Origin of the sequence: Acinetobacter sp. CIP 64.2 (assembly GCF_000369645.1) — a bacterium.
GTDB lineage: Bacteria > Pseudomonadota > Gammaproteobacteria > Pseudomonadales > Moraxellaceae > Acinetobacter.
The window spans coordinates 398066-416093 of the sequence record NZ_KB850122.1 but is presented as its reverse complement, the minus strand read 5'-3'; the positions used below and the strand labels follow the sequence as shown (position 1 = coordinate 416093).

The following is an 18028-nucleotide window of genomic DNA, read 5'->3' as shown; positions in this document are numbered from 1 at the left end:
CTTACTGCGCAGTTTGGGCAGAAGGTGGTGTCATGACCATGTTTCCTTGTCCACTATTGTGGCGTTGCCATTGTTTTGATCTTTCGGGATTGTTACTGGTTTCAGCTGTAGCTTCCTGTGCTACTGGATTGTGCCGCTGCCCATTCCCAGTTGATGAATGAATACTTTTACCTTGACCAACCGTATTGGCAACACTAATTTTTGCGCCATCCTTTAGCTTGTCCACCCCATCAGTTACGACAAGATCATTGGCATTTAATGTTCCACCAGTAATAACCGTATTGTCATCTACAACCGCTCCAGTCTGGACCGTTACGGCACTGACCGTTTGGTCTGGATTAACCTTATAGACAAAAGACCCTTTGGCACCAAGTTGTAAAGCGACTGTAGGAACAATGATTGCATTGGGAATATTGCCTAAACTCATGCGAACATTCACAAACTGGTTTGGAAATAAATGTTGATTCTGATTATCAAAACTGGCTTTGATATTGATCGTTCCAGTATTGATATTGACCTGATTATCAAGGGCAACCAACTGACCATCAGCAAGTTTTTGGGTATTTTGACGATCCCAAGCCTGTACTCCGACATGCTGTTCTGGATTATCCATAATCTGCATCAGTTGGGTTAGATATTGTTCAGGCACGGCAAACACCACTGAGATGTTTTTAAGCTGGGTAATATTGGCAATACCATTCGCATCCGAGGTATTGACCATATTGCCAACATCTACCTGTCTTAAACCGATTCGTCCATCTACAGGGGAAACAACGCGTGTATAACTCAGTTGGAGCTGAGCATTCGCAACGGCTGCTTGATCAGTTTTGACAACGCCCTCATATTGTTTAACCAAAGAAACTTGTGTGTCGTATTGCTGCTTTGCAATCGAATCTTGTTGCCACAATTGCGCGTAACGCTGCATATCAAGTTTAGCATTGGTCAATAAGGCCTGATCTTTGAGTAACTGCCCTTGTGCTTGCAATAGCGTTGCTTTGGGTGCCCGATCATCAATCAAGGCTAATAACTGGCCTTTCTGTACAAGACTGCCTTCTTTAAAATAGACTTGCATCAATGTGCCATTGATCAGTGGATGTACCACCACTGTATTGGTCGAGGTCACCGTTCCCAATGCCTGAACTGTTTGTTGTACCTGTTGTTGGCGGACTTTAGTAACACCGACAACTATTGCACCCCCATTTGCTCCCGCGCCTCTATTTTTTCCACTTTTTCCGTGTGTTGATTCTGCAGCGGATGTAACTGATTTATGAGTCAGGTGCCAAATCCCCCACCCAACAAAAAATAAAATAATAAACAAGATGATATAGCTAATAAGCATCTTGGTTTTTGGGCTATTTTTTGTAATTTTGTTTGGCTCTAAAGTCTCATTCATAGAAGTATCTGTGCTTCTTATTTTGTTCTACTATAAATATTCTTTTAGTGTTAATTTAAGCTTAAATGTAAGCACACTACACTCCAAATGTTTGATTAATGTAAAAATTAGCTGCCGCTGCCATCTCAGGCGAATTAAAGCTACTGTTATAATTTTTTTTAAATTTAGTTGACCAAAAACCTTTTCTTGATCAACTTTCTAGATCATTTTTCTGCAAAACATGGTTCGAAATCTAAACTCTTATGCTGCAATTTATAGCATTCATCCAAGGCAAGTTCATAATATTCCAAGCCTTCTTTTGCGGCTAAGAAAGCTTTTCTTTGCTGCTCAGGGTCTTTATCACACAAACGTTTAATCAGCTCCATCGCTTCATAAGGATGGAGATCATCATAATGCGCATGTGCTCTTAACCAGGCTAAAGACCGCTTATTGATGTTTACTTCAGGATGTTGCGTATAGGCTTGAATCCCTTTATAGACCTGAATCGTCCAGTCTCCTGTGGCCCACTCAATCGCAAGATTCGTGGCTGCAATGCTTTCGGCCAAACTTCCCCGAAAATTAACGTCCCATAAAAAGTGGTTGACTGCATTCATGGCCACAGGTGGCTTCACATTATTTAGCATTTCAACTGTCAGACCAAAGCCTCCCGCCCAGTCCTGATACCAGCTTAAATGTCGCTCTTCAACCTTGATATTTTGAATTAACCAGTCTCGGGTCTCGGTTACACCATCCAATGAAAAAGCGGTTGCTTTCGCTAAAGACCCTGCCATATAGGAAGGGAAATGTGCGACCAAAGGATAAAAATTCAATAAGGCCGAACGAAAACATTCAAGGCTTAAAGAACCATTCGCCATGTCTAAGAATAAAGGATGTTTGCTTACCCGTTCCTTTGAAGGTAATAATTCATCCCAAAATCGTTGAGCCCAACCCGAATGAGGTGTAATTTCTAATTTTGTTCCATATTGATTCATAGCAGTCATTGCGATGCATCCTATTTCGTATGACTTAACCCAATCATATTCTATGATTGCTGCTTTTTTATAAATTGTATCCTAATACAGCAAAGATACAATCGTTTGTGATTTAGTTTGTAACAGTTTTATTTCTTGAATCTAATTTAAACTTGAATCATTATATTAGGCAATGACCCTTATATAAAAATTAATATTTTTTTATAATCTAATACACATTTTATTTAAATCAGTGTAACGTATTAAAAAAATAATCCCTATTTTGACATTTATAACAACATTTTGGGAGTGGTGAGAGATAAGATGAAGTTGAAAGCTTCCAATATTTTGGGACAAGAACAAATCGACTTGTTAATTTCTCGCGGGCTAAATTTAGTTTGGTTTCCTAAAGAATTAGAAGTGATCTATCGAGATCAGTATAGAAATGAGGCTGCACATGAGTTCCGCTATCGCGCCCCTATCATTTTAGGTTTATATCTATTTCTAAGCTTCGGTATCTATCAGGTTTTGCCTACAGACTTACGCATTACCTTGATGGCAACCTATGGCTGGGTGGGTGTGATCATCACATTTGCATGGCTGTTATCATTCCTCCCCATGATGAACAAATGGTTTGATCATTATGTGTGTATTGGCTCAACAGGTGCTGTAGCAATCTCGTTCACCATCATTAACGTCTTGGAACAAGGGCAAAATAATGTCCTGTTCCATGCTGCCATGATGTATGCCGTAGTGATTATCTACGGGTTTGTCGGGATGCGCTTCTATACTGCAATCATTGCTGGCTGGGTGGGTGGTTTGATTGGTATCGCAGCCAGTACATGGTTCAGTGAAGCGATTGATTGGACCTTCTTGAACCGTACTTATACTTTTAGTAGTTTTCTAGGTATGGCATTGGCCTATGCCACGGATCGTCAGCATCGTGAAAATTATTTGCAAAACTGCATGATCGAACTCAATCGGCTGGAACTGATGCGCCAAGCACAACAGCTCTCCATTCTTTCACAACAGGATGCTTTAACTGGGCTCGCTAACCGGCGTTATCTGGATGAAGTACTTGAGAATGAATGGAAACGTGCAACACGTCATGAGATGCCCATTACCATTATGATGATTGATATCGATTTCTTTAAGCTGTACAACGATACGTTAGGACATATTCAAGGTGATCAATGCCTACGTCGAATCGCAATCATGCTTGGCTCTATTGCCTCACGTAGTGGCGATCTTGCGGCACGTTATGGCGGGGAAGAGTTTCTCTTGGTATTTTCCATGACTGACCGTGGCCAAGCGCTTATTCAAGTCCAAAGGCTAATGGAGTTAGTGCGTAATATTGGCATTTTACATCCACGCAGCAACGTCTCTAAACACGTGACTATTAGCGTAGGCGTCGCGACCATGATTCCAAGTGTTGGAGATAGTCTTTCTGAGTTTGTTGCACAAGCCGATCATGCATTATATATCGCCAAAAGTAATGGTCGAAATCAGTATCATATTGCGACATCAGATAATATGATTTCTGAAGCATTATAATTCATTCATCATGATTAAATGAATATTAAACTAATTTAATTAAAGTGTTTTAAAATGTGATGCAAGCCGCAGATATAATAAATTATATGTGCGGCTTAATATTTTTATTATGGTTCGATTGGTTTAAATGGTGCAACCACATCTGCATTTTGTGCGCGATGTCTTAAAAAATGATCCATCAATACAATCGCTAACATCGCTTCAGCAATTGGTGTTGCGCGTACCCCCACACACGGATCATGACGACCTTTGGTCAATACATCCGTATTTTCCCGATCAATCGTAATGGTTTTACCTGGTGTGGTTATACTTGCGGTTGGTTTTAATGCAATCGCCACACGAATGCTTTGACCACTTGAAATCCCACCTAAAATGCCACCAGCGTGATTAGCAAGAAAGCCATCCGTGGTAAGTTCATCACGAGTTTCATGACCAAATTGCCCTGCCACTGCAAAGCCATCACCAATTTCCACACCTTTTACGGCATTGATACTCATCATAGCATGGGCAATATCGGCATCTAAACGGTCAAATACGGGTTCACCCCACCCGACAGGTACTTTTTCAGCAATGATTTCAAGCTTGGCGCCACAACTGGTTCCTTGCTCACGTAACGCAGTGACCAATTGTTCAAAACGAGGCACAGCATCCACATCACCACAGAAAAATGGGTTATTTGGCACTTCAGCCCAATCCAGTTTTTCAGCAACTTCATTGCCGATTTGTGTGACATGTCCACGAATATCAATGCCAAATTTTTCAGCAAGATACTTTTTCGCAATCGCTCCAGCTGCAACACGCATCGCTGTTTCACGTGCACTTGAACGGCCGCCGCCACGATAGTCACGGAAGCCGTATTTTTGGGTATAGGTATAGTCTGCATGGCCAGGACGGAAAGTTTGAGCAATATTGCCGTAGTCTTTTGATTTTTGATCGGTGTTACGGATCAATAAACCAATCGATGTTCCCGTGGTTTTACCCTCAAAAACACCTGAGATAATCTCGACTTGATCTGGCTCTTTACGTTGCGTTGCAAACTTCGATGTACCCGGTTTACGGCGATCTAAATCTTTTTGCAGATCGGCTTCACAAAGCTCAAGACCAGGCGGGACACCATCGACAATCGCCATCAAACCCGCACCATGTGACTCGCCACAGGTTGTAACTCGAAAGAGTTGCCCAATACTATTCCCTGCCATGCTTTAACCCCTTAGTTTTGAACTGATTGCTGGAAGACTTCTTTATAACGACGGCATTGTTCAGCAGTTAAAGCAAAAATACCAGAACCACCTTTTTGGAAAGTGAGCCAATGGAAGTCAACTGTATTGAAGTTCTGACGCATTGCCCATTCAGAATTACCAACTTCAATTACAATCAAGCCATCTTCCGTTAAATAATCAGCAGCTTGAGCCAACATTTTACGAACTAAGTCCAGACCATCTTGACCCGCAGCCAGTGCAAGCTCAGGCTCATGTAAGAATTCTTCTGGTAAATCCGCCATATCTTCTGCATCCACATACGGTGGATTACTGACGATCAGGTCATACTGGTTTTCAGCAGGAATTTTTGAGAACAAATCAGATTCAAGTAAAGCCACTTGATACTGTTTGTCGTGATGCTCAGTGTTAATTGAAGCCACTTCCAGTGCTTCTTTTGAAATATCAGTCGCATCAACTTCTGAATCTGGGAAAGCATAAGCCAAAGCAATGGCAATACAACCTGAACCTGTGCACATATCCAAGATACGTTGTGGTGTTTTTGGATTATTATTTTCAGGCAAGTTATTTAACGCTTCCAACATACGGCCATTTTCATCTAGGCAGTATGGCGCGAAACGTTGTTCGATTAACTCGGCAATCGGTGAACGCGGAATCAAGACGCGCTCATCAACATAAAATGGCTTATTGAAGAAATACGCTAAATTCAATAAATATGAAGTTGGAATACGATCATTGATACGACGTTCTAACAAGCTCAGAAATTCTGCTTTTTCGCTTGGTAAAAGTTTGGCATCCAGAATTTCAGCATCTGCTTTCCATTCAAGTGATAGAGTTTGTAGTACCAATGCAGAACTCTCTGCAAAATAATCTTGAGTACCTTGACCTAAGTGCGCGTCATATTGACGTAGTGCGGTTACCCCAAAACGAACAAAATCTCGAATGGTTACTAGGTTTTCAGCCGCTTCTTGTAAATGTTCAGGGCTGATTGTCGGTCGCTCCACTTAGGCGTCTCCAAAAGTGCTAATTGCAAAACGCTTTATTCTAACGGGATTCAGGTTGATTTAACAATAAAAAAACCGCCTCTCTGCCAGAAGCGGTCTATTAAAACCAGATATTGGATAAGAACTTACAAACCTAGCTTTTCAGCCACATAATCTGAGTCTTTATCACCGCGACCTGACAAGTTAACTACGATCTTTACCTGTTTACCCAACTTAGGTGCTTCACGTAATGCCCAAGCAACGGCATGCGAACTTTCCAAGGCAGGTACAATCCCTTCTACCCGTGAAAGGGTCATAAATGCATCCAAACATTCCTGATCCGTTGCTGTTTCATATTGCACACGACCAAGCTCTTTCAGGAAACTATGCTGTGGCCCAACACCCGGATAATCCAAGCCTGAAGCAATCGAATGTACAGGCAACGGCTCACCATTATCATCTTCTAGCACATAGCAAGCCATACCATGAATCTGTCCAGGCTTACCTAAGGTTAAAGTGGCTGAATGTTTATCCGTATCTAGACCATGACCCGCAGGTTCTACGCCAACTAATTGAACTTCTGGCGTATTTAAAAATGTAGTAAAAGCACCAATCGCGTTAGAGCCACCACCGACACAAGCCACTACATAGTCTGGATTCTGACCAAAACGGTCATGAGACTGGGTTTTGATCTCATTGCCAATAATCGATTGGAAGTCACGAACCATCTTGGGAAATGGGTGTGGCCCAACCACAGAACCAATCGCATAGATATAGTTTTTAGGATCTTTTAAATATTCTTCAAAGGCGCTATCCACCGCATCTTTTAAGGTTGCTGTGCCTTGTGTGACTGAAACAAGTTTCGCACCCAAGATTTTCATCTTCACGACATTGGGGTGTTCTTTTTCAATATCCACTTGCCCCATGTGAATTTCACATGGGATGCCGACCAATGCACAAGCCGTTGCCAAAGCTACGCCATGCTGACCAGCACCCGTCTCGGCAATGACTTTAGTTTTCCCCATATACTTGGCAAGTAAAGCTTCACCTAGACAGTGATTGATCTTGTGTGCGCCTGTATGGTTTAAGTCTTCACGTTTTAAATAAATCTGTGCACCACCCAACTGGTCTGACAAGCGCTTGGCATGGAACAATGGACTTGGACGGCCCACATAGTTTTTGAATAAGTCATTCAACTCATCCTGAAACTCAGCGGTATGACGAATTTCCTCATACGCCGTATTAATTTCATCCATTGCCTCTTTTAAATGAGGCGGAATAAACTGCCCACCAAAGTTGCCAAAGAAACCTGCTTCATTCGGCAAAGCAATGCCATTAATGTGATGTTCCATATGTTTTCCTGTTCTTATAAAGTTTTAATATAAAATTTTAACGTGACAAATAACGGGTCATATCTTCAAGACCCTTCAAGGTCATTGGAAACATGTGATTTTCAAAAATTTCTTTAATCCAGCTAATGGTCTGGGTATAGTGCCAGTAACCTTCCATCTCAGGGTTCAACCAAGCAGTTTTGTCAAAGTGCTGACGCAAACGTCTTAGCCATACTTCACCCGACTCTTCATTCATATATTCCACTGAACCACCCGCAGACTTTAACTCATACGGTGCCATACTGGCATCACCGACCACAATGACCCGATAATCACGGCCATAGGTATGAAACAGATCCCATGTATTCATACGGGTTGAACTACGGCGATGGTTATCCTTCCACACATGATCATACAGACAATTATGAAAATAAAAGTATTCGAGGGTTTTAAACTCGGATTTGGCCGCACTAAATAGTTTTTCGCATTCAGCAATATAAGCATCCATTGAGCCGCCAACATCAAACAGCATCAACACTTTAATGCGATTACGACGTTCTGGAACCAGTTGTACATCCAAAATGCCTTGTTTTGCTGTCTCACGAATGGTGCCATCGACATCCAGCTCTTCTGCCGCACCTTGACGTGCAAACTTACGCAAACGACGCAAGGCAATTTGCATCTGACGGGTTCCCAAAACCTGATCATCATCCAGATTTTGGTATTTACGTTGTTCCCAAACTTTAACCGCCGAACGTTTACGCCCTGGCCCACCAATACGAACACCTTCTGGATGATCACCAAAAGCGCCGAATGGCGAGGTTCCTCCGGTACCAATCATGCGATTGCCACCCTGATGTTTTTTATGCTGTTCACGTAAGCGTTCTTCCAGCATTTTCATCAGCTCTTCGAGAGAACCTGCCTTTTGTAGCTCAGCACGTTGTTCAGGCGTAAGATGTTTTTCTAATAGTTCAAGGTCAAACCAGTCTTTCGGTAACTTGTGAACCTGTTTCAGCAGCTCATCCAACTCAAAAGTTTCGATACCATCAAAATAATCTTTCATGGCACGATCGAACTTATCAAAAAAACGCTCATCTTTGACTAAAACAGTTTTAGCCAATTGATAAAACTGTTCCTGATCTGCAAACACAAGACCTGAAGCGACCGCCTGATTAAGATCAATGAGCTCACGTGTTGTTACAGGCACGCCATATTTGCGTAAGGTGTAAAACAGTCGCACAAACATTTTTAAACACTCTTAGCGGCGTGACATAAAGGCTAAACGTTCAAGCAATTGCACATCTTGTTCATTTTTAATCAAAGCACCATACAATGGTGGGATCGCTTTTGATTTATCGTGATTGCGCAATACATCTTCTGGCATATCATCGGCCATCAACAGGCTTAACCAGTCTATCAACTCTGATGTTGAAGGTGGTTTCTTCAAATTTGGGATTTCACGTAATTTAAAGAACACCTGCAATGCTTCACTGACCAAGGTATTTGAAATATTCGGGAAATGTACTGCAATGATGTCACGCATGGTTGCATCATCTGGGAATTCAATATAATGGAAGAAACAACGACGCAAGAATGCATCTGGCAATTCCTTCTCATTATTCGAGGTAATAATCACGATTGGGCGTTGTGTTGCAGTAATAGTCTCGCCTGTCTCATAAACATAAAACGACATTTTATCGAGTTCATGCAATAAGTCGTTTGGAAACTCAATATCCGCCTTGTCGATTTCATCAATCAACAGTACACAACGTTCTTCACTGGTAAATGCTTCCCACAATTTACCCGGTTTAATATAGTTTTTAATGTCGTAGACACGATCATCACCTAACTGGCTGTCACGCAAGCGTGATACTGCATCATATTCATACAGACCTTGCTGGGCTTTAGTGGTTGACTTGATATGCCAAGTAATCAGCTTCAAACCTAAACTTTCAGCCACTTGCTCTGCAAGTAATGTTTTACCTGTACCGGGCTCACCTTTTACCAATAATGGTTTCTGCAAAGCGCGGGCAGCTTTCACTGCAAGCTTTAAGCTATCAGTTGCAATATATTGATCTGTACCAGTGAAGTGTTGTGTATCAGCAGACATTTAAAAACCTTATTTTTCTGTATTTAACGTTGTATCTAAACTGAACGTGCAGTTTTATTTGCAGTATATTTCGACCAGCAGAAACCGATCAATAAACCCGTACCAATGACAAATAAAATCAATGATAAGTTTGACCAGATTAAGACATGCTCTTTAGTAAGTACACCAAAAAGCAAACCAAAAATCGCTGGCGCCAAGGCCGAGTTTGGACCTTCTGAAATAGTTGGTGTTGCAAGAACGGCAAAGGCAACAATCCAGAGAATGCCACCTATTGGATTCGGTAGGCGTGACATCAAACGATACCAGCACCACAATGCAATTAATGTCCCTGTAACATAAACAATGATCGCAACATTTTCTTCAGGAAACTGATCCAGTACTGAAAGAATATTCGACCAAATCGCTGTTAAAGTCTCAAGCACCGCGTAAGCCCTCAGGTTCTACCGCGTTTGGATTGATTAACCCTTCTGGTGGCATCTGAATAAAAAAGCCCTTGGTATTTAGGGAGTCTAAAACATGTAAAACGTTAGCACGTGCAAGTTTACGCTCATTATGAAGTTCTAAATGCATCACAAAAGTAGCTTTGCCGAATGCTTGTAAAACTGTTTCTGGAACACCTTCAAATGGGTTTTCTTGTTCCTTGTCATCAGGATAATTTGGACGAGCAATGTACATATACATTTCATCTTTTTTGCTCGATCTATAAATATCGCAGTGCATATTGACTCACATCTATTAACAATCAGACACAGCATACATGAAAATAAAAATGGATACATTAAGGATTGTTAACGCTAGAGTCGTCTTTTTTCCAGATTCACAATACAACCTATTTCAGAGTATTCGCGCAGAGTGTCATAATCAAGCCATGATTTTTCAATGGCACAGCTATGCAACAAAACAAATATGATGATCCACACTTCTTTACTGAATACTCAAAAATGCCTCGCTCAGTGCATGGCCTAAATGCTGCTGGTGAGTGGTCCACATTTAAAACACATATGCCCCAGTTAAAGAATAAAAAGGTTTTAGACTTAGGTTGTGGCTATGGCTGGCATTGTCAGTTTGCTGCTGAACAAGGTGCTCGTTCAGTGATCGGAATTGATTTATCCATTAAAATGCTTGAAAAAGCACGTCTGTTAACATCAGCCCAAAACGTGGATTATCAACATACCGCAATTGAGGACTTTGCAGCAGATACAGCGAGCTTTGACGTCATAATCAGTTCTCTTGCTTTGCACTACATCGAAGATATTAAGCCTGTGTTTGCCAAGGCTGCATCCTTATTAACGTCTCAAGGCGAACTGTACTATTCGGTTGAGCATCCTATTTTCACAGCCTGTGAGCAACAAGATTGGTACTATGATGCAGAGCAACAGCCGATGCACTGGCCTGTTGACCACTATTTCGCACAAGGCAAAAGAGAAACCCATTTTTTAGATGCAAAAGTTGTGAAATATCACAGAACGCTTGAAACCTATATTACAGCCTTATTAACTGCAGGTTTTGAAATTACAGCAGTGATTGAACCAACACCACCTAAAGAAATGGTTGAAAGGCTAAGTTGGCAGAATGAATTAAGACGCCCCATGATGCTCATCATCAAAGCCAAAAAAAAGAGCTAATTACTTAGCTCTTTGATTTTCTAACGTGCAATTTTCATTTGCATCGCTAAATATTCAATATCTTCTTTTAACAACGCAATCAAAGGTTGTGTCAGAATGTCATAACGCCATCCCATTAAATAAGACGGTAAAGATTGCTCATCTAAATGAAAGACCACATGTTCATAAATGGCATTCATCCATTTCTTACGCAATAACACTTCTTTCGGAATACCAGTTTGTAAAACCACGCTTTCAATCAAAGCATCAATTTTAGGTGCAACTTCTTTGGAATTACTCTTGATTGGTTTTACCATACGTAATGGCCATTCTTCCTCTGGTGGTAAGAACTTGAGTAAATCCAAAATGGTCTTTCCGTGTTCGCGTACAATGTGTGGGCGAATATCTTTAATCCGTGCCAACTGAAAATTATTGCGCGGATTCTTTTCCACCAAATCAATCATAGTAGAGTTTCTCAAAATAAAACTACGTGGCTGATTCAGTGCCTTGGTAATCTGCTCTCGCCAAATGCTGAGTTGTTGCAACTGCATCAGCTCACGGCGCGAATGTCGATAATTACCGATATCGGTATACAATTCCGCTAGTGGTGTTTCCATCGCAATCTCTTTGGTGAGATTTTGACAATCTTCCAATACGTATTGATACAGCCCTTTTGCTTTCAGATCTGTTTTCAGTGCATCTGCAAGTTTGCTTAAATAGATGACATCATTTGCCGCATAGCACATCTGCTCTTGTGTCAAAGGTCTCGCAAGCCAGTCTGAACGGGTCTGATCTTTTTCAATCTCAATATTCAAACAGGTTTTAAGCGCGTTTTGATAACTAACTTGAAGCCCATGTCCGAGAAATGCCAACGCAATTTGCGTATCGAACACATTATTGAGTGGTTTTTGATCGGCATAATGATAGATCAGATCAATATCTTCACCACAGGCATGAAAAATATTCTGTTGAGCCGCGAAAATCTTTGGCCAAAAATGACTGAGATCTAATGCTGCACCATCAAGTAATAGAATTTGACCATTTAAATTGATTTGGCAAACACCAAGTTTAGGGTATAAGGGGCTTTGTTGCATAAATAAATTTCATCCCCATACATGTTAGATGAATACAGAATCAAAAAGCCGATATAAAACAACGAACTGGTCTGAGTACAATCAGGCTTTACGTCAACGGGGTGCTTTCACCATTTGGTTTGATCCCCAAATGCAATGGTCTGCAACACCTAGTGGAAAAAAAGGACGTCAACCTACCTACACTGATATAGCAATTCAATTTGCCCTGACGATACGAAACCTGTTCCAACTGGCTTTACGCCAAACACAAGGTTTCATTCAAAGCCTTTTTCAAATGGCTCACCTCGACTGGAATGTTCCAGACTTCTCAACATTGAGTCGGCGAGCAGATAAGCTCCAGCCACTTCTACATAAATCAGCAAAAAATCCACAGGAAGACTTGCATATTTTAGTTGATAGCACAGGGATCAAAGTTACAGGCGATGGGGAATGGGTGCGTAAAAAACATGGCGTAAACCAACATCGTCAATGGCTGAAATTACATCTTGCGACAGATGCAAACAGTGGAGAAATACAAGCGGTTGAAGTCACGACCTGCCAATATGGTGATGCTGAAATGCTCCCACCTCTTTTAGATCAAATTGATGAACCCATTGCATCTGTCACGACTGATGGTGCTTATGACACAGTGAATTGTTATGATGCGATTTTGAAACGGCAAGCAAATGTAATTATCCCTCCTCGTTCCAATGCTGCTTTATGGGTAGAAAATGAAATTGGTAAAGCAAGGAATCATGCAGTACAAGGCTGTTGGGACAAGGGTCAAAAGCAGTGGAAACGAGATATTGGTTATCATCGACGATCCAGAATAGAGGCTAAAATGTTTGCCTTGAAACGACTTGGACATGGTGTATCTAGTCGATGCTTTAATCGTCAGGTGGTTGACTTGCAAATAAGAGTCGATATTTTGAATAAATTTACTCAACTTGGTACAGCTAAAACGGTGGCTGTTGCATAAATATCTGAAGATTAGAACAACTCTACCTTTCGTCTATTTGTGCAACAAAGCCGGTATAAGGTATCAACCTTAATAAACTCGGTATCAAGGGCGTAGACAGAACACTGTTCCATCTGTTTGAGGAGAACAGCTAAATCTTGTTGCTGTTGGATAAACTGAAACATGTGTGCTCAAATAAAATAATAAAGAACCATGTGCAATAAAACTGCCAAATGTCAGTCATTGCTCAACTGAAAAATACAAAAAATTAATTGGTATTCCACATACACGACATGAAATCACTCCTCTACCCATTTTATCAAAAAACGAAAATCCTTTTCGCTTGATAATAGTGCCACAAATCACAATAAATTGATCTACGATAATGTTAGACAAAATGTAAAATTTAATTATTTGTTTAAATTAACAGCATGAATTTAATATAAATATAAAAAAAATGCGAATGAAGCCTATTATTTCATTCGCATACGGTTATGTACAGCCTGACTTAAGGTATGGCTATCGACATATTCCAGCTCACCGCCTTGAGGTACGCCTTGTGCAATACGGGTCATATGAATCGGCAAATGTTTAGTAGCTTCAACCAGATAATGTGCTGTCGCTTGCCCTTCTACGGTAGCATTGGTTGCCAAAATCACCTCTTGAATCTGCCCTGCACTGAGACGTTGAATCAGATAAGGAATACCAATCTCTTCTGGACCAATTCCATCTAGTGGCGATAAATGTCCACCAAGAACATGATATTTTCCGCGAAAACTACCACTCTGTTCAATCGCCATTACATCAGCAGGAGATTCAACCACACACAATAGTTGCTCATCACGTTCTGCTGAAGCACATATATCACATATTTCATTTTCGGTGAGCGAGTGGCAGATACGACACTCATGAATATGGCTCGACGCTTCATGTAGGGCATGTGACAAAGCAAATGCACCTTCACGATTTTTCATTAATAAATGCAATGCCATACGCTGTGCTGATTTCGGACCAACACTTGGTAATATGCGTAATGCTTGAACTAATTGTTCAAATCGTTCACTAAACACAAATCAACTCTCATAATCTCCCCTAACCCCTCTTTATTAAAGAGGGGTACTCCTCCCTTTATTAAAGGGAGGCTGGGAGGGATTTAAAATAAACCAGATAAGCCTGGTGGTAAGCCCATACCTGAATTTGCACTTTGTAATTTCTCTTCAGAAATTGCTTCAGCTTGACGAGCTGCATCATTCATTGCCGCAGCAATCAAATCTTCAATCATGTCAGCTTCGTCTTGTAACAAGTCTGGGCTAATTTCGATACGCTTCACTACATTGCGGCAAGTCATGGTCACTTTAACTAAACCACCGCCTGCTTCAGCGTGAACTTCAGTATTTGCAAGCTCTTCTTTGGCTTTTTTAAGATTTGATTCCATATCTTTTTGCATGCGCTGAGCTTGCTGCATGAGCATATTAATGTTCATAAGTCTCTCTCGTTAAATTAAATCTAAACCGCGTGATATGTCGCGAATAATATCATCAATGTCTTCTAAACCAACAGACACACGAATCAAACCTTCTTCAATTCCTGCAGCTTGTTTAGCTTCAGCCGACATTCTACCATGTGAGGTCGTTGCTGGATGTGTAATTGTTGACTTAACGTCACCCAAATTACTGGTAATTGATAAGAAACGTGTATTATCGATCACCGTCCAAGCGCCTTCACGTTGACCTTTCACGACAAAAGATACAACACCGCCAAAGCCTTTTTGCTGTTTTTTCGCAAGCGCATGGCCTGGATGATCAGGTAGACCTGCGTAATACACTTTTTCAACTTTTTCGTGCTGATGTAACCATTCCGCCAATTTTTGAGCACTTTCACAATGGGCTTTCATACGAATGCTAAGGGTCTCTAAGCCTTTCAAGAAAATCCATGCATTAAATGGACTCATCGAATTACCTAAAGTACGGATCACACCATTTACTTCCTCAAGCAAATCATATTTTCCGACAACAGCACCACCCAAGGCACGACCTTGGCCATCAATATATTTGGTTGCTGAATAAAGTACTAAATCTGCACCAAACTTAATCGGCTGTTGCAATACCGGTGTACAGAAACAGTTATCCACCGCAAATAGCGCCCCATTGGCATGGGCAATATCGGCAATCGCCTGCATATCACCCACTTGGGCCAATGGATTAGATGGTGTTTCGATAAATAAAATACGTGTATTTGGACGAATGGCTTGTTTCCAGCCTTCTAGATCACCCAAATCCACAAAGGTCACTTCGACTGCAAATTTTGCAACGTATTTTTCAAATAAGGCAATGATTGAACCAAATACTGCACGAGAGCAAATCACATGGTCGCCAGCTTTTAAATAGGCCATACACATGGCATGTACCGCTGCCATACCTGAACTGGTTGCAACCGCACGTTCTGCACCATCCAATACAGCCAAGCGTTTTTCAAATGCTTGTACAGTCGGATTGGTATAACGTGAATAAGTATTCCCTGCGATTTGTCCTGAAAATTTTGCTGCAGCATCAGCCGCACTTTCACACACAAATGATGAGGTCAGGAAGATTGGTTCACTATGCTCACCTTCAGAGGTCCGATCATGCCCTGTGCGAATTGCCAGTGTTTCTAATTGGTATTCTAAATCATCGCTTGGATTCATCGTTCTGTATGCCTTATGATCATAATGTCGAAATGTGCCAATATTTTGAGCGCCTAAGGTATTTAAGGTCAAGGCGTAAGATGAAATTATCGCTTAGACTTCGTGCAATCTTGACTCATGATGAGACTTTCTAAGATGAAATCGCTTGTGGAACAGCAAAAAATAAATTTTAAACATCTAGCTATGCGTGTCTTCGATGCAGACAAACTGGTTTTGTCTCAATCTACGCCGTATCAAGTGATTGCTCAATTTAAACAGACCTGTGTCCGTTTCTACGCATCAGAGAACAAACGCTATAAAGAACCATTGGTATTTGTTGCACCTTTGGCCATTAATATGGATATCTATGATTTATATCCTTATCGTTCATTGGTAAAGCATTTTCAGGAAAGTGGTTTTGATGTCTATCTGATTGACTGGGGCAAGCTTACGTATAAAAACTATCAGGTTAACTTTCTATCTTTTATTGATAAGTTTATTCCAAAATGCATAGAAGCTATTCAGCAACATTCTACATCTGAAAAAATTTCGCTGCATGGTTGGAGCATGGCAGGAATTTTCGTCACCCTTTATACCGCACGACATCAACCGAGTGTAGTCAAAAATCTTGTGGTCTTAGGTAGCCCGATCGACAGCTATGCTTCGGGTTATATTGGCAAGCTATACAAAACTTTGGCTTATCTGACTAGCCGTAATCCGACCATTAAAGACTATATTTATAACCGTTTACCGAAATTAATGATTCATTCACCTGGCTTCCTAAACTCGCTTGGATTCAAACTATTAGATCCGAAAGGCTGGATTGATGGCAATATCCAGTTATTGAAAAACTTGGATAATCTAAAGCTGGTACAAGAAGATGCAACGCTTAGTCATTTCTTAAATAATATGATTGATTACCCCGGTGGTGTAAATCAAGACATGCTGTTTAATGTCTGGCTACAAAATCCGTTAAAAAATGGTGCAATTCAACTCAAGAACAAGACCATCGAGCTGAAAAATATTAATTGTTCTCTATTCGTCGGCGCAGGAAAAGGTGATCAGCTCGTGACTGCTGAGTCTGCATTTCCGCTGACCCAGTTGACAAGTAGCCAAGATGTCACGTTTACTCTTATCCCTGGTGGGCACTTAGGTTTAATGTCCAGTCAAAACAGTTCAATCGAGTTCTGGCCAACATTGACAACATGGTTAGCCGAACGGTCGACACATATAAAAAGGTAAGCTATGACTCAATCTGTTGCATTTATTGGTTTAGGCGCTATGGGCTATCGTATGGCGGCGCATTTGCCTAAATATTTCGAGAAGGTCTATGTCTGGAATCGAAATTTTAGTAAAGCTGAACAGCATGCAACAGAATATGGGACTACAGCAGTTGAACTTGCACAAGCGGTTCAGGCTGATATTATCTTTTCATGCCTACCCACCAGTGATGATGTTGAGAAACTCATTGAAGATGTTTCAATTAAATCAGGTGCCATCTGGATTGACTGTACCAGTGGTGTACCCGAGACAGCTCGCCGTTTGGCAGAGAAACTCAAAGCACAAAATATCGATTTTCTAGACGCACCTGTGAGTGGTCAAACTGTTGGCGCTGAGAATGCAACCTTAACTGTGATGGTTGGCGGGGATGTTAATGCCTTTGAACGTGCTTATCCAGCAATGGCAGCAGTCGGTAAATTGATTCAACATGTGGGGGAATCTGGCGCTGGTTTTGCGGTAAAAGCCATTAATAATATGTTGCTTGCTGTGAATTTATGGTCTGTTGCTGAAGGCTTTAGTACTTTAAAAGCACATGGTGTCAACCTTGATGCAGCGCTGAACTGTATCAATGCATCGAGTGGTAAAAGTCTGGTCACAGAAACGATTTTTCCGCAGCGTGTTCTTAGCCGTGAGTTCCCTGTAACTTTTGGACTTCCATTACTTGCAAAAGATACAGGTATCGCTCTTGATTTAGTCAAGGATGCAAAACTTCCTGCACCTATCCTGTCTTTAACGCAAAGCTTGATTCAGGCAGCGAATTTAACCGCTGAAGCAGATAGTGACTTCTCCGCAGCCGTGAAAATGTATGAATCGTGGACTAAAATTACGCTGAAATAAGCAAGTTCTTGTGTAAAAATTCTTTTGCCAATATGAAAGCCGCTCTATTGAGTGGTTTTTTAATATATCGGGCCT

The 18028-nt window shown here is 41.1% G+C and carries 18 protein-coding genes and 1 pseudogene; 5 read left to right on the top strand and 14 right to left on the bottom strand.

Annotation, left to right across the window (positions count from 1 at the left end; translation table 11 throughout):
- Position 1 precedes the first annotated feature (1 nt).
- Both F895_RS09120 and F895_RS09125 read right to left on the bottom strand, forming a co-directional pair.
- Positions 2-1393, bottom strand: coding sequence for an efflux RND transporter periplasmic adaptor subunit (locus F895_RS09120; protein ID WP_005241485.1), 1392 nt, complete (start codon positions 1391-1393; stop codon positions 2-4).
- Positions 1394-1596: 203 nt separating this feature from the next.
- Positions 1597-2373 (bottom strand): iron-containing redox enzyme family protein, encoded by a 777-nt coding sequence (locus F895_RS09125; RefSeq protein WP_005241483.1) that lies wholly within the window; start codon positions 2371-2373, stop codon positions 1597-1599.
- Positions 2374-2667: 294 nt separating this feature from the next.
- On the opposite strand from F895_RS09125, the gene F895_RS09130 reads away from it, so the two are divergent.
- The gene (locus tag F895_RS09130) at positions 2668-3897 is read left to right on the top strand and encodes a GGDEF domain-containing protein (RefSeq protein ID WP_005241481.1); all 1230 of its coding nucleotides are present in this window, start codon (positions 2668-2670) and stop codon (positions 3895-3897) included.
- 107 nt (positions 3898-4004) lie between these two features.
- Here the strand turns inward: F895_RS09130 and aroC are convergent, their stop codons facing one another.
- The 7 genes from aroC to F895_RS09165 form a co-directional block, all read right to left on the bottom strand.
- The gene (aroC, locus tag F895_RS09135; RefSeq protein WP_005241480.1) at positions 4005-5096 is read right to left on the bottom strand and encodes a chorismate synthase; all 1092 of its coding nucleotides are present in this window, start codon (positions 5094-5096) and stop codon (positions 4005-4007) included.
- Positions 5097-5107: 11 nt separating this feature from the next.
- On the bottom strand, positions 5108-6118 hold the full coding sequence (prmB, locus tag F895_RS09140; protein WP_005241479.1) for a 50S ribosomal protein L3 N(5)-glutamine methyltransferase: 1011 nt from the start codon (positions 6116-6118) through the stop codon (positions 5108-5110).
- Between the two features lie 125 nt (positions 6119-6243).
- Positions 6244-7449, bottom strand: coding sequence for a tryptophan synthase subunit beta (trpB, locus tag F895_RS09145; protein WP_005241477.1), 1206 nt, complete (start codon positions 7447-7449; stop codon positions 6244-6246).
- Between the two features lie 37 nt (positions 7450-7486).
- Positions 7487-8674, bottom strand: coding sequence for a vWA domain-containing protein (locus F895_RS09150; RefSeq protein WP_005241475.1), 1188 nt, complete (start codon positions 8672-8674; stop codon positions 7487-7489).
- A gap of 12 nt (positions 8675-8686) precedes the next feature.
- The gene (locus tag F895_RS09155) at positions 8687-9538 is read right to left on the bottom strand and encodes an AAA family ATPase (RefSeq protein ID WP_005241473.1); all 852 of its coding nucleotides are present in this window, start codon (positions 9536-9538) and stop codon (positions 8687-8689) included.
- Positions 9539-9573: 35 nt separating this feature from the next.
- Positions 9574-9960, bottom strand: coding sequence for a hypothetical protein (locus F895_RS09160; protein ID WP_004772126.1), 387 nt, complete (start codon positions 9958-9960; stop codon positions 9574-9576).
- The gene (locus tag F895_RS09165; RefSeq protein ID WP_004653415.1) at positions 9953-10258 is read right to left on the bottom strand and encodes a YcgL domain-containing protein; all 306 of its coding nucleotides are present in this window, start codon (positions 10256-10258) and stop codon (positions 9953-9955) included. Before F895_RS09165 ends, F895_RS09160 begins: the two co-directional genes overlap by 8 nt.
- 170 nt (positions 10259-10428) lie before the next feature.
- Here F895_RS09165 and F895_RS09170 point away from each other — a divergent pair, with 170 nt between their 5' ends.
- Positions 10429-11163 carry a class I SAM-dependent methyltransferase gene (locus F895_RS09170; protein ID WP_005241469.1) on the top strand — a complete coding sequence of 245 codons (735 nt, stop codon included), beginning with the start codon at positions 10429-10431 and terminating at the stop codon, positions 11161-11163.
- Between the two features lie 20 nt (positions 11164-11183).
- Here the strand turns inward: F895_RS09170 and F895_RS09175 are convergent, their stop codons facing one another.
- Positions 11184-12236 carry a ribonuclease D gene (locus F895_RS09175; RefSeq protein ID WP_005241468.1) on the bottom strand — a complete coding sequence of 351 codons (1053 nt, stop codon included), beginning with the start codon at positions 12234-12236 and terminating at the stop codon, positions 11184-11186.
- 28 nt (positions 12237-12264) lie between these two features.
- Between F895_RS09175 and F895_RS09180 the strand changes: the two genes are divergently transcribed.
- Entirely contained in the window at positions 12265-13194 is a 930-nt protein-coding gene (locus F895_RS09180; RefSeq protein ID WP_005238191.1) for an IS5 family transposase, read from the top strand.
- 53 nt (positions 13195-13247) lie between these two features.
- Here the strand turns inward: F895_RS09180 and F895_RS20470 are convergent.
- The 4 genes and pseudogenes from F895_RS20470 to F895_RS09195 all read right to left on the bottom strand — a co-directional run.
- Positions 13248-13358: pseudogene (locus tag F895_RS20470) on the bottom strand (hypothetical protein); the annotation flags it as partial.
- Positions 13359-13646: 288 nt separating this feature from the next.
- On the bottom strand, positions 13647-14243 hold the full coding sequence (recR, locus tag F895_RS09185; RefSeq protein ID WP_005241464.1) for a recombination mediator RecR: 597 nt from the start codon (positions 14241-14243) through the stop codon (positions 13647-13649).
- Between the two features lie 83 nt (positions 14244-14326).
- Complete coding sequence (locus F895_RS09190; protein WP_005241462.1) at positions 14327-14656, bottom strand: YbaB/EbfC family nucleoid-associated protein; 330 nt, start codon at positions 14654-14656, stop codon at positions 14327-14329.
- Positions 14657-14668: 12 nt separating this feature from the next.
- A complete protein-coding gene (locus F895_RS09195; protein WP_005241461.1) occupies positions 14669-15856 on the bottom strand; it encodes an O-succinylhomoserine sulfhydrylase in 1188 nt (395 codons plus the stop codon).
- A gap of 135 nt (positions 15857-15991) precedes the next feature.
- Here F895_RS09195 and F895_RS09200 point away from each other — a divergent pair, with 135 nt between their 5' ends.
- Both F895_RS09200 and F895_RS09205 read left to right on the top strand, forming a co-directional pair.
- Positions 15992-17077, top strand: coding sequence for an alpha/beta fold hydrolase (locus F895_RS09200; RefSeq protein ID WP_005241460.1), 1086 nt, complete (start codon positions 15992-15994; stop codon positions 17075-17077).
- A 3-nt stretch (positions 17078-17080) separates the two neighbouring features.
- The gene (locus F895_RS09205) at positions 17081-17953 is read left to right on the top strand and encodes an NAD(P)-dependent oxidoreductase (RefSeq protein WP_005241459.1); all 873 of its coding nucleotides are present in this window, start codon (positions 17081-17083) and stop codon (positions 17951-17953) included.
- Positions 17954-18028: the final 75 nt, after the last annotated feature.

Bases quoted from the DNA above. Each gene is read 5' to 3' on its own strand.
- F895_RS09205 (WP_005241459.1), top strand. From the start codon at position 17,081: ATGACTCAATCTGTTGCATTTATTGGTTTAGGCGCTATGGGCTATCGT.
- F895_RS09190 (WP_005241462.1), bottom strand. From the start codon at position 14,656: ATGAACATTAATATGCTCATGCAGCAAGCTCAGCGCATGCAAAAAGAT.
- F895_RS09120 (WP_005241485.1), bottom strand. From the start codon at position 1,393: ATGAATGAGACTTTAGAGCCAAACAAAATTACAAAAAATAGCCCAAAA.
- F895_RS09165 (WP_004653415.1), bottom strand. From the start codon at position 10,258: ATGCACTGCGATATTTATAGATCGAGCAAAAAAGATGAAATGTATATG.
- F895_RS09175 (WP_005241468.1), bottom strand. From the start codon at position 12,236: ATGCAACAAAGCCCCTTATACCCTAAACTTGGTGTTTGCCAAATCAAT.
- F895_RS09125 (WP_005241483.1), bottom strand. From the start codon at position 2,373: ATGACTGCTATGAATCAATATGGAACAAAATTAGAAATTACACCTCAT.
- F895_RS09195 (WP_005241461.1), bottom strand. From the start codon at position 15,856: ATGAATCCAAGCGATGATTTAGAATACCAATTAGAAACACTGGCAATT.
- F895_RS09200 (WP_005241460.1), top strand. From the start codon at position 15,992: ATGAAATCGCTTGTGGAACAGCAAAAAATAAATTTTAAACATCTAGCT.
- F895_RS09170 (WP_005241469.1), top strand. From the start codon at position 10,429: ATGCAACAAAACAAATATGATGATCCACACTTCTTTACTGAATACTCA.
- F895_RS09155 (WP_005241473.1), bottom strand. From the start codon at position 9,538: ATGTCTGCTGATACACAACACTTCACTGGTACAGATCAATATATTGCA.
- trpB (WP_005241477.1), bottom strand. From the start codon at position 7,449: ATGGAACATCACATTAATGGCATTGCTTTGCCGAATGAAGCAGGTTTC.
- aroC (WP_005241480.1), bottom strand. From the start codon at position 5,096: ATGGCAGGGAATAGTATTGGGCAACTCTTTCGAGTTACAACCTGTGGC.
- F895_RS09130 (WP_005241481.1), top strand. From the start codon at position 2,668: ATGAAGTTGAAAGCTTCCAATATTTTGGGACAAGAACAAATCGACTTG.
- F895_RS09180 (WP_005238191.1), top strand. From the start codon at position 12,265: ATGAATACAGAATCAAAAAGCCGATATAAAACAACGAACTGGTCTGAG.
- F895_RS09150 (WP_005241475.1), bottom strand. From the start codon at position 8,674: ATGTTTGTGCGACTGTTTTACACCTTACGCAAATATGGCGTGCCTGTA.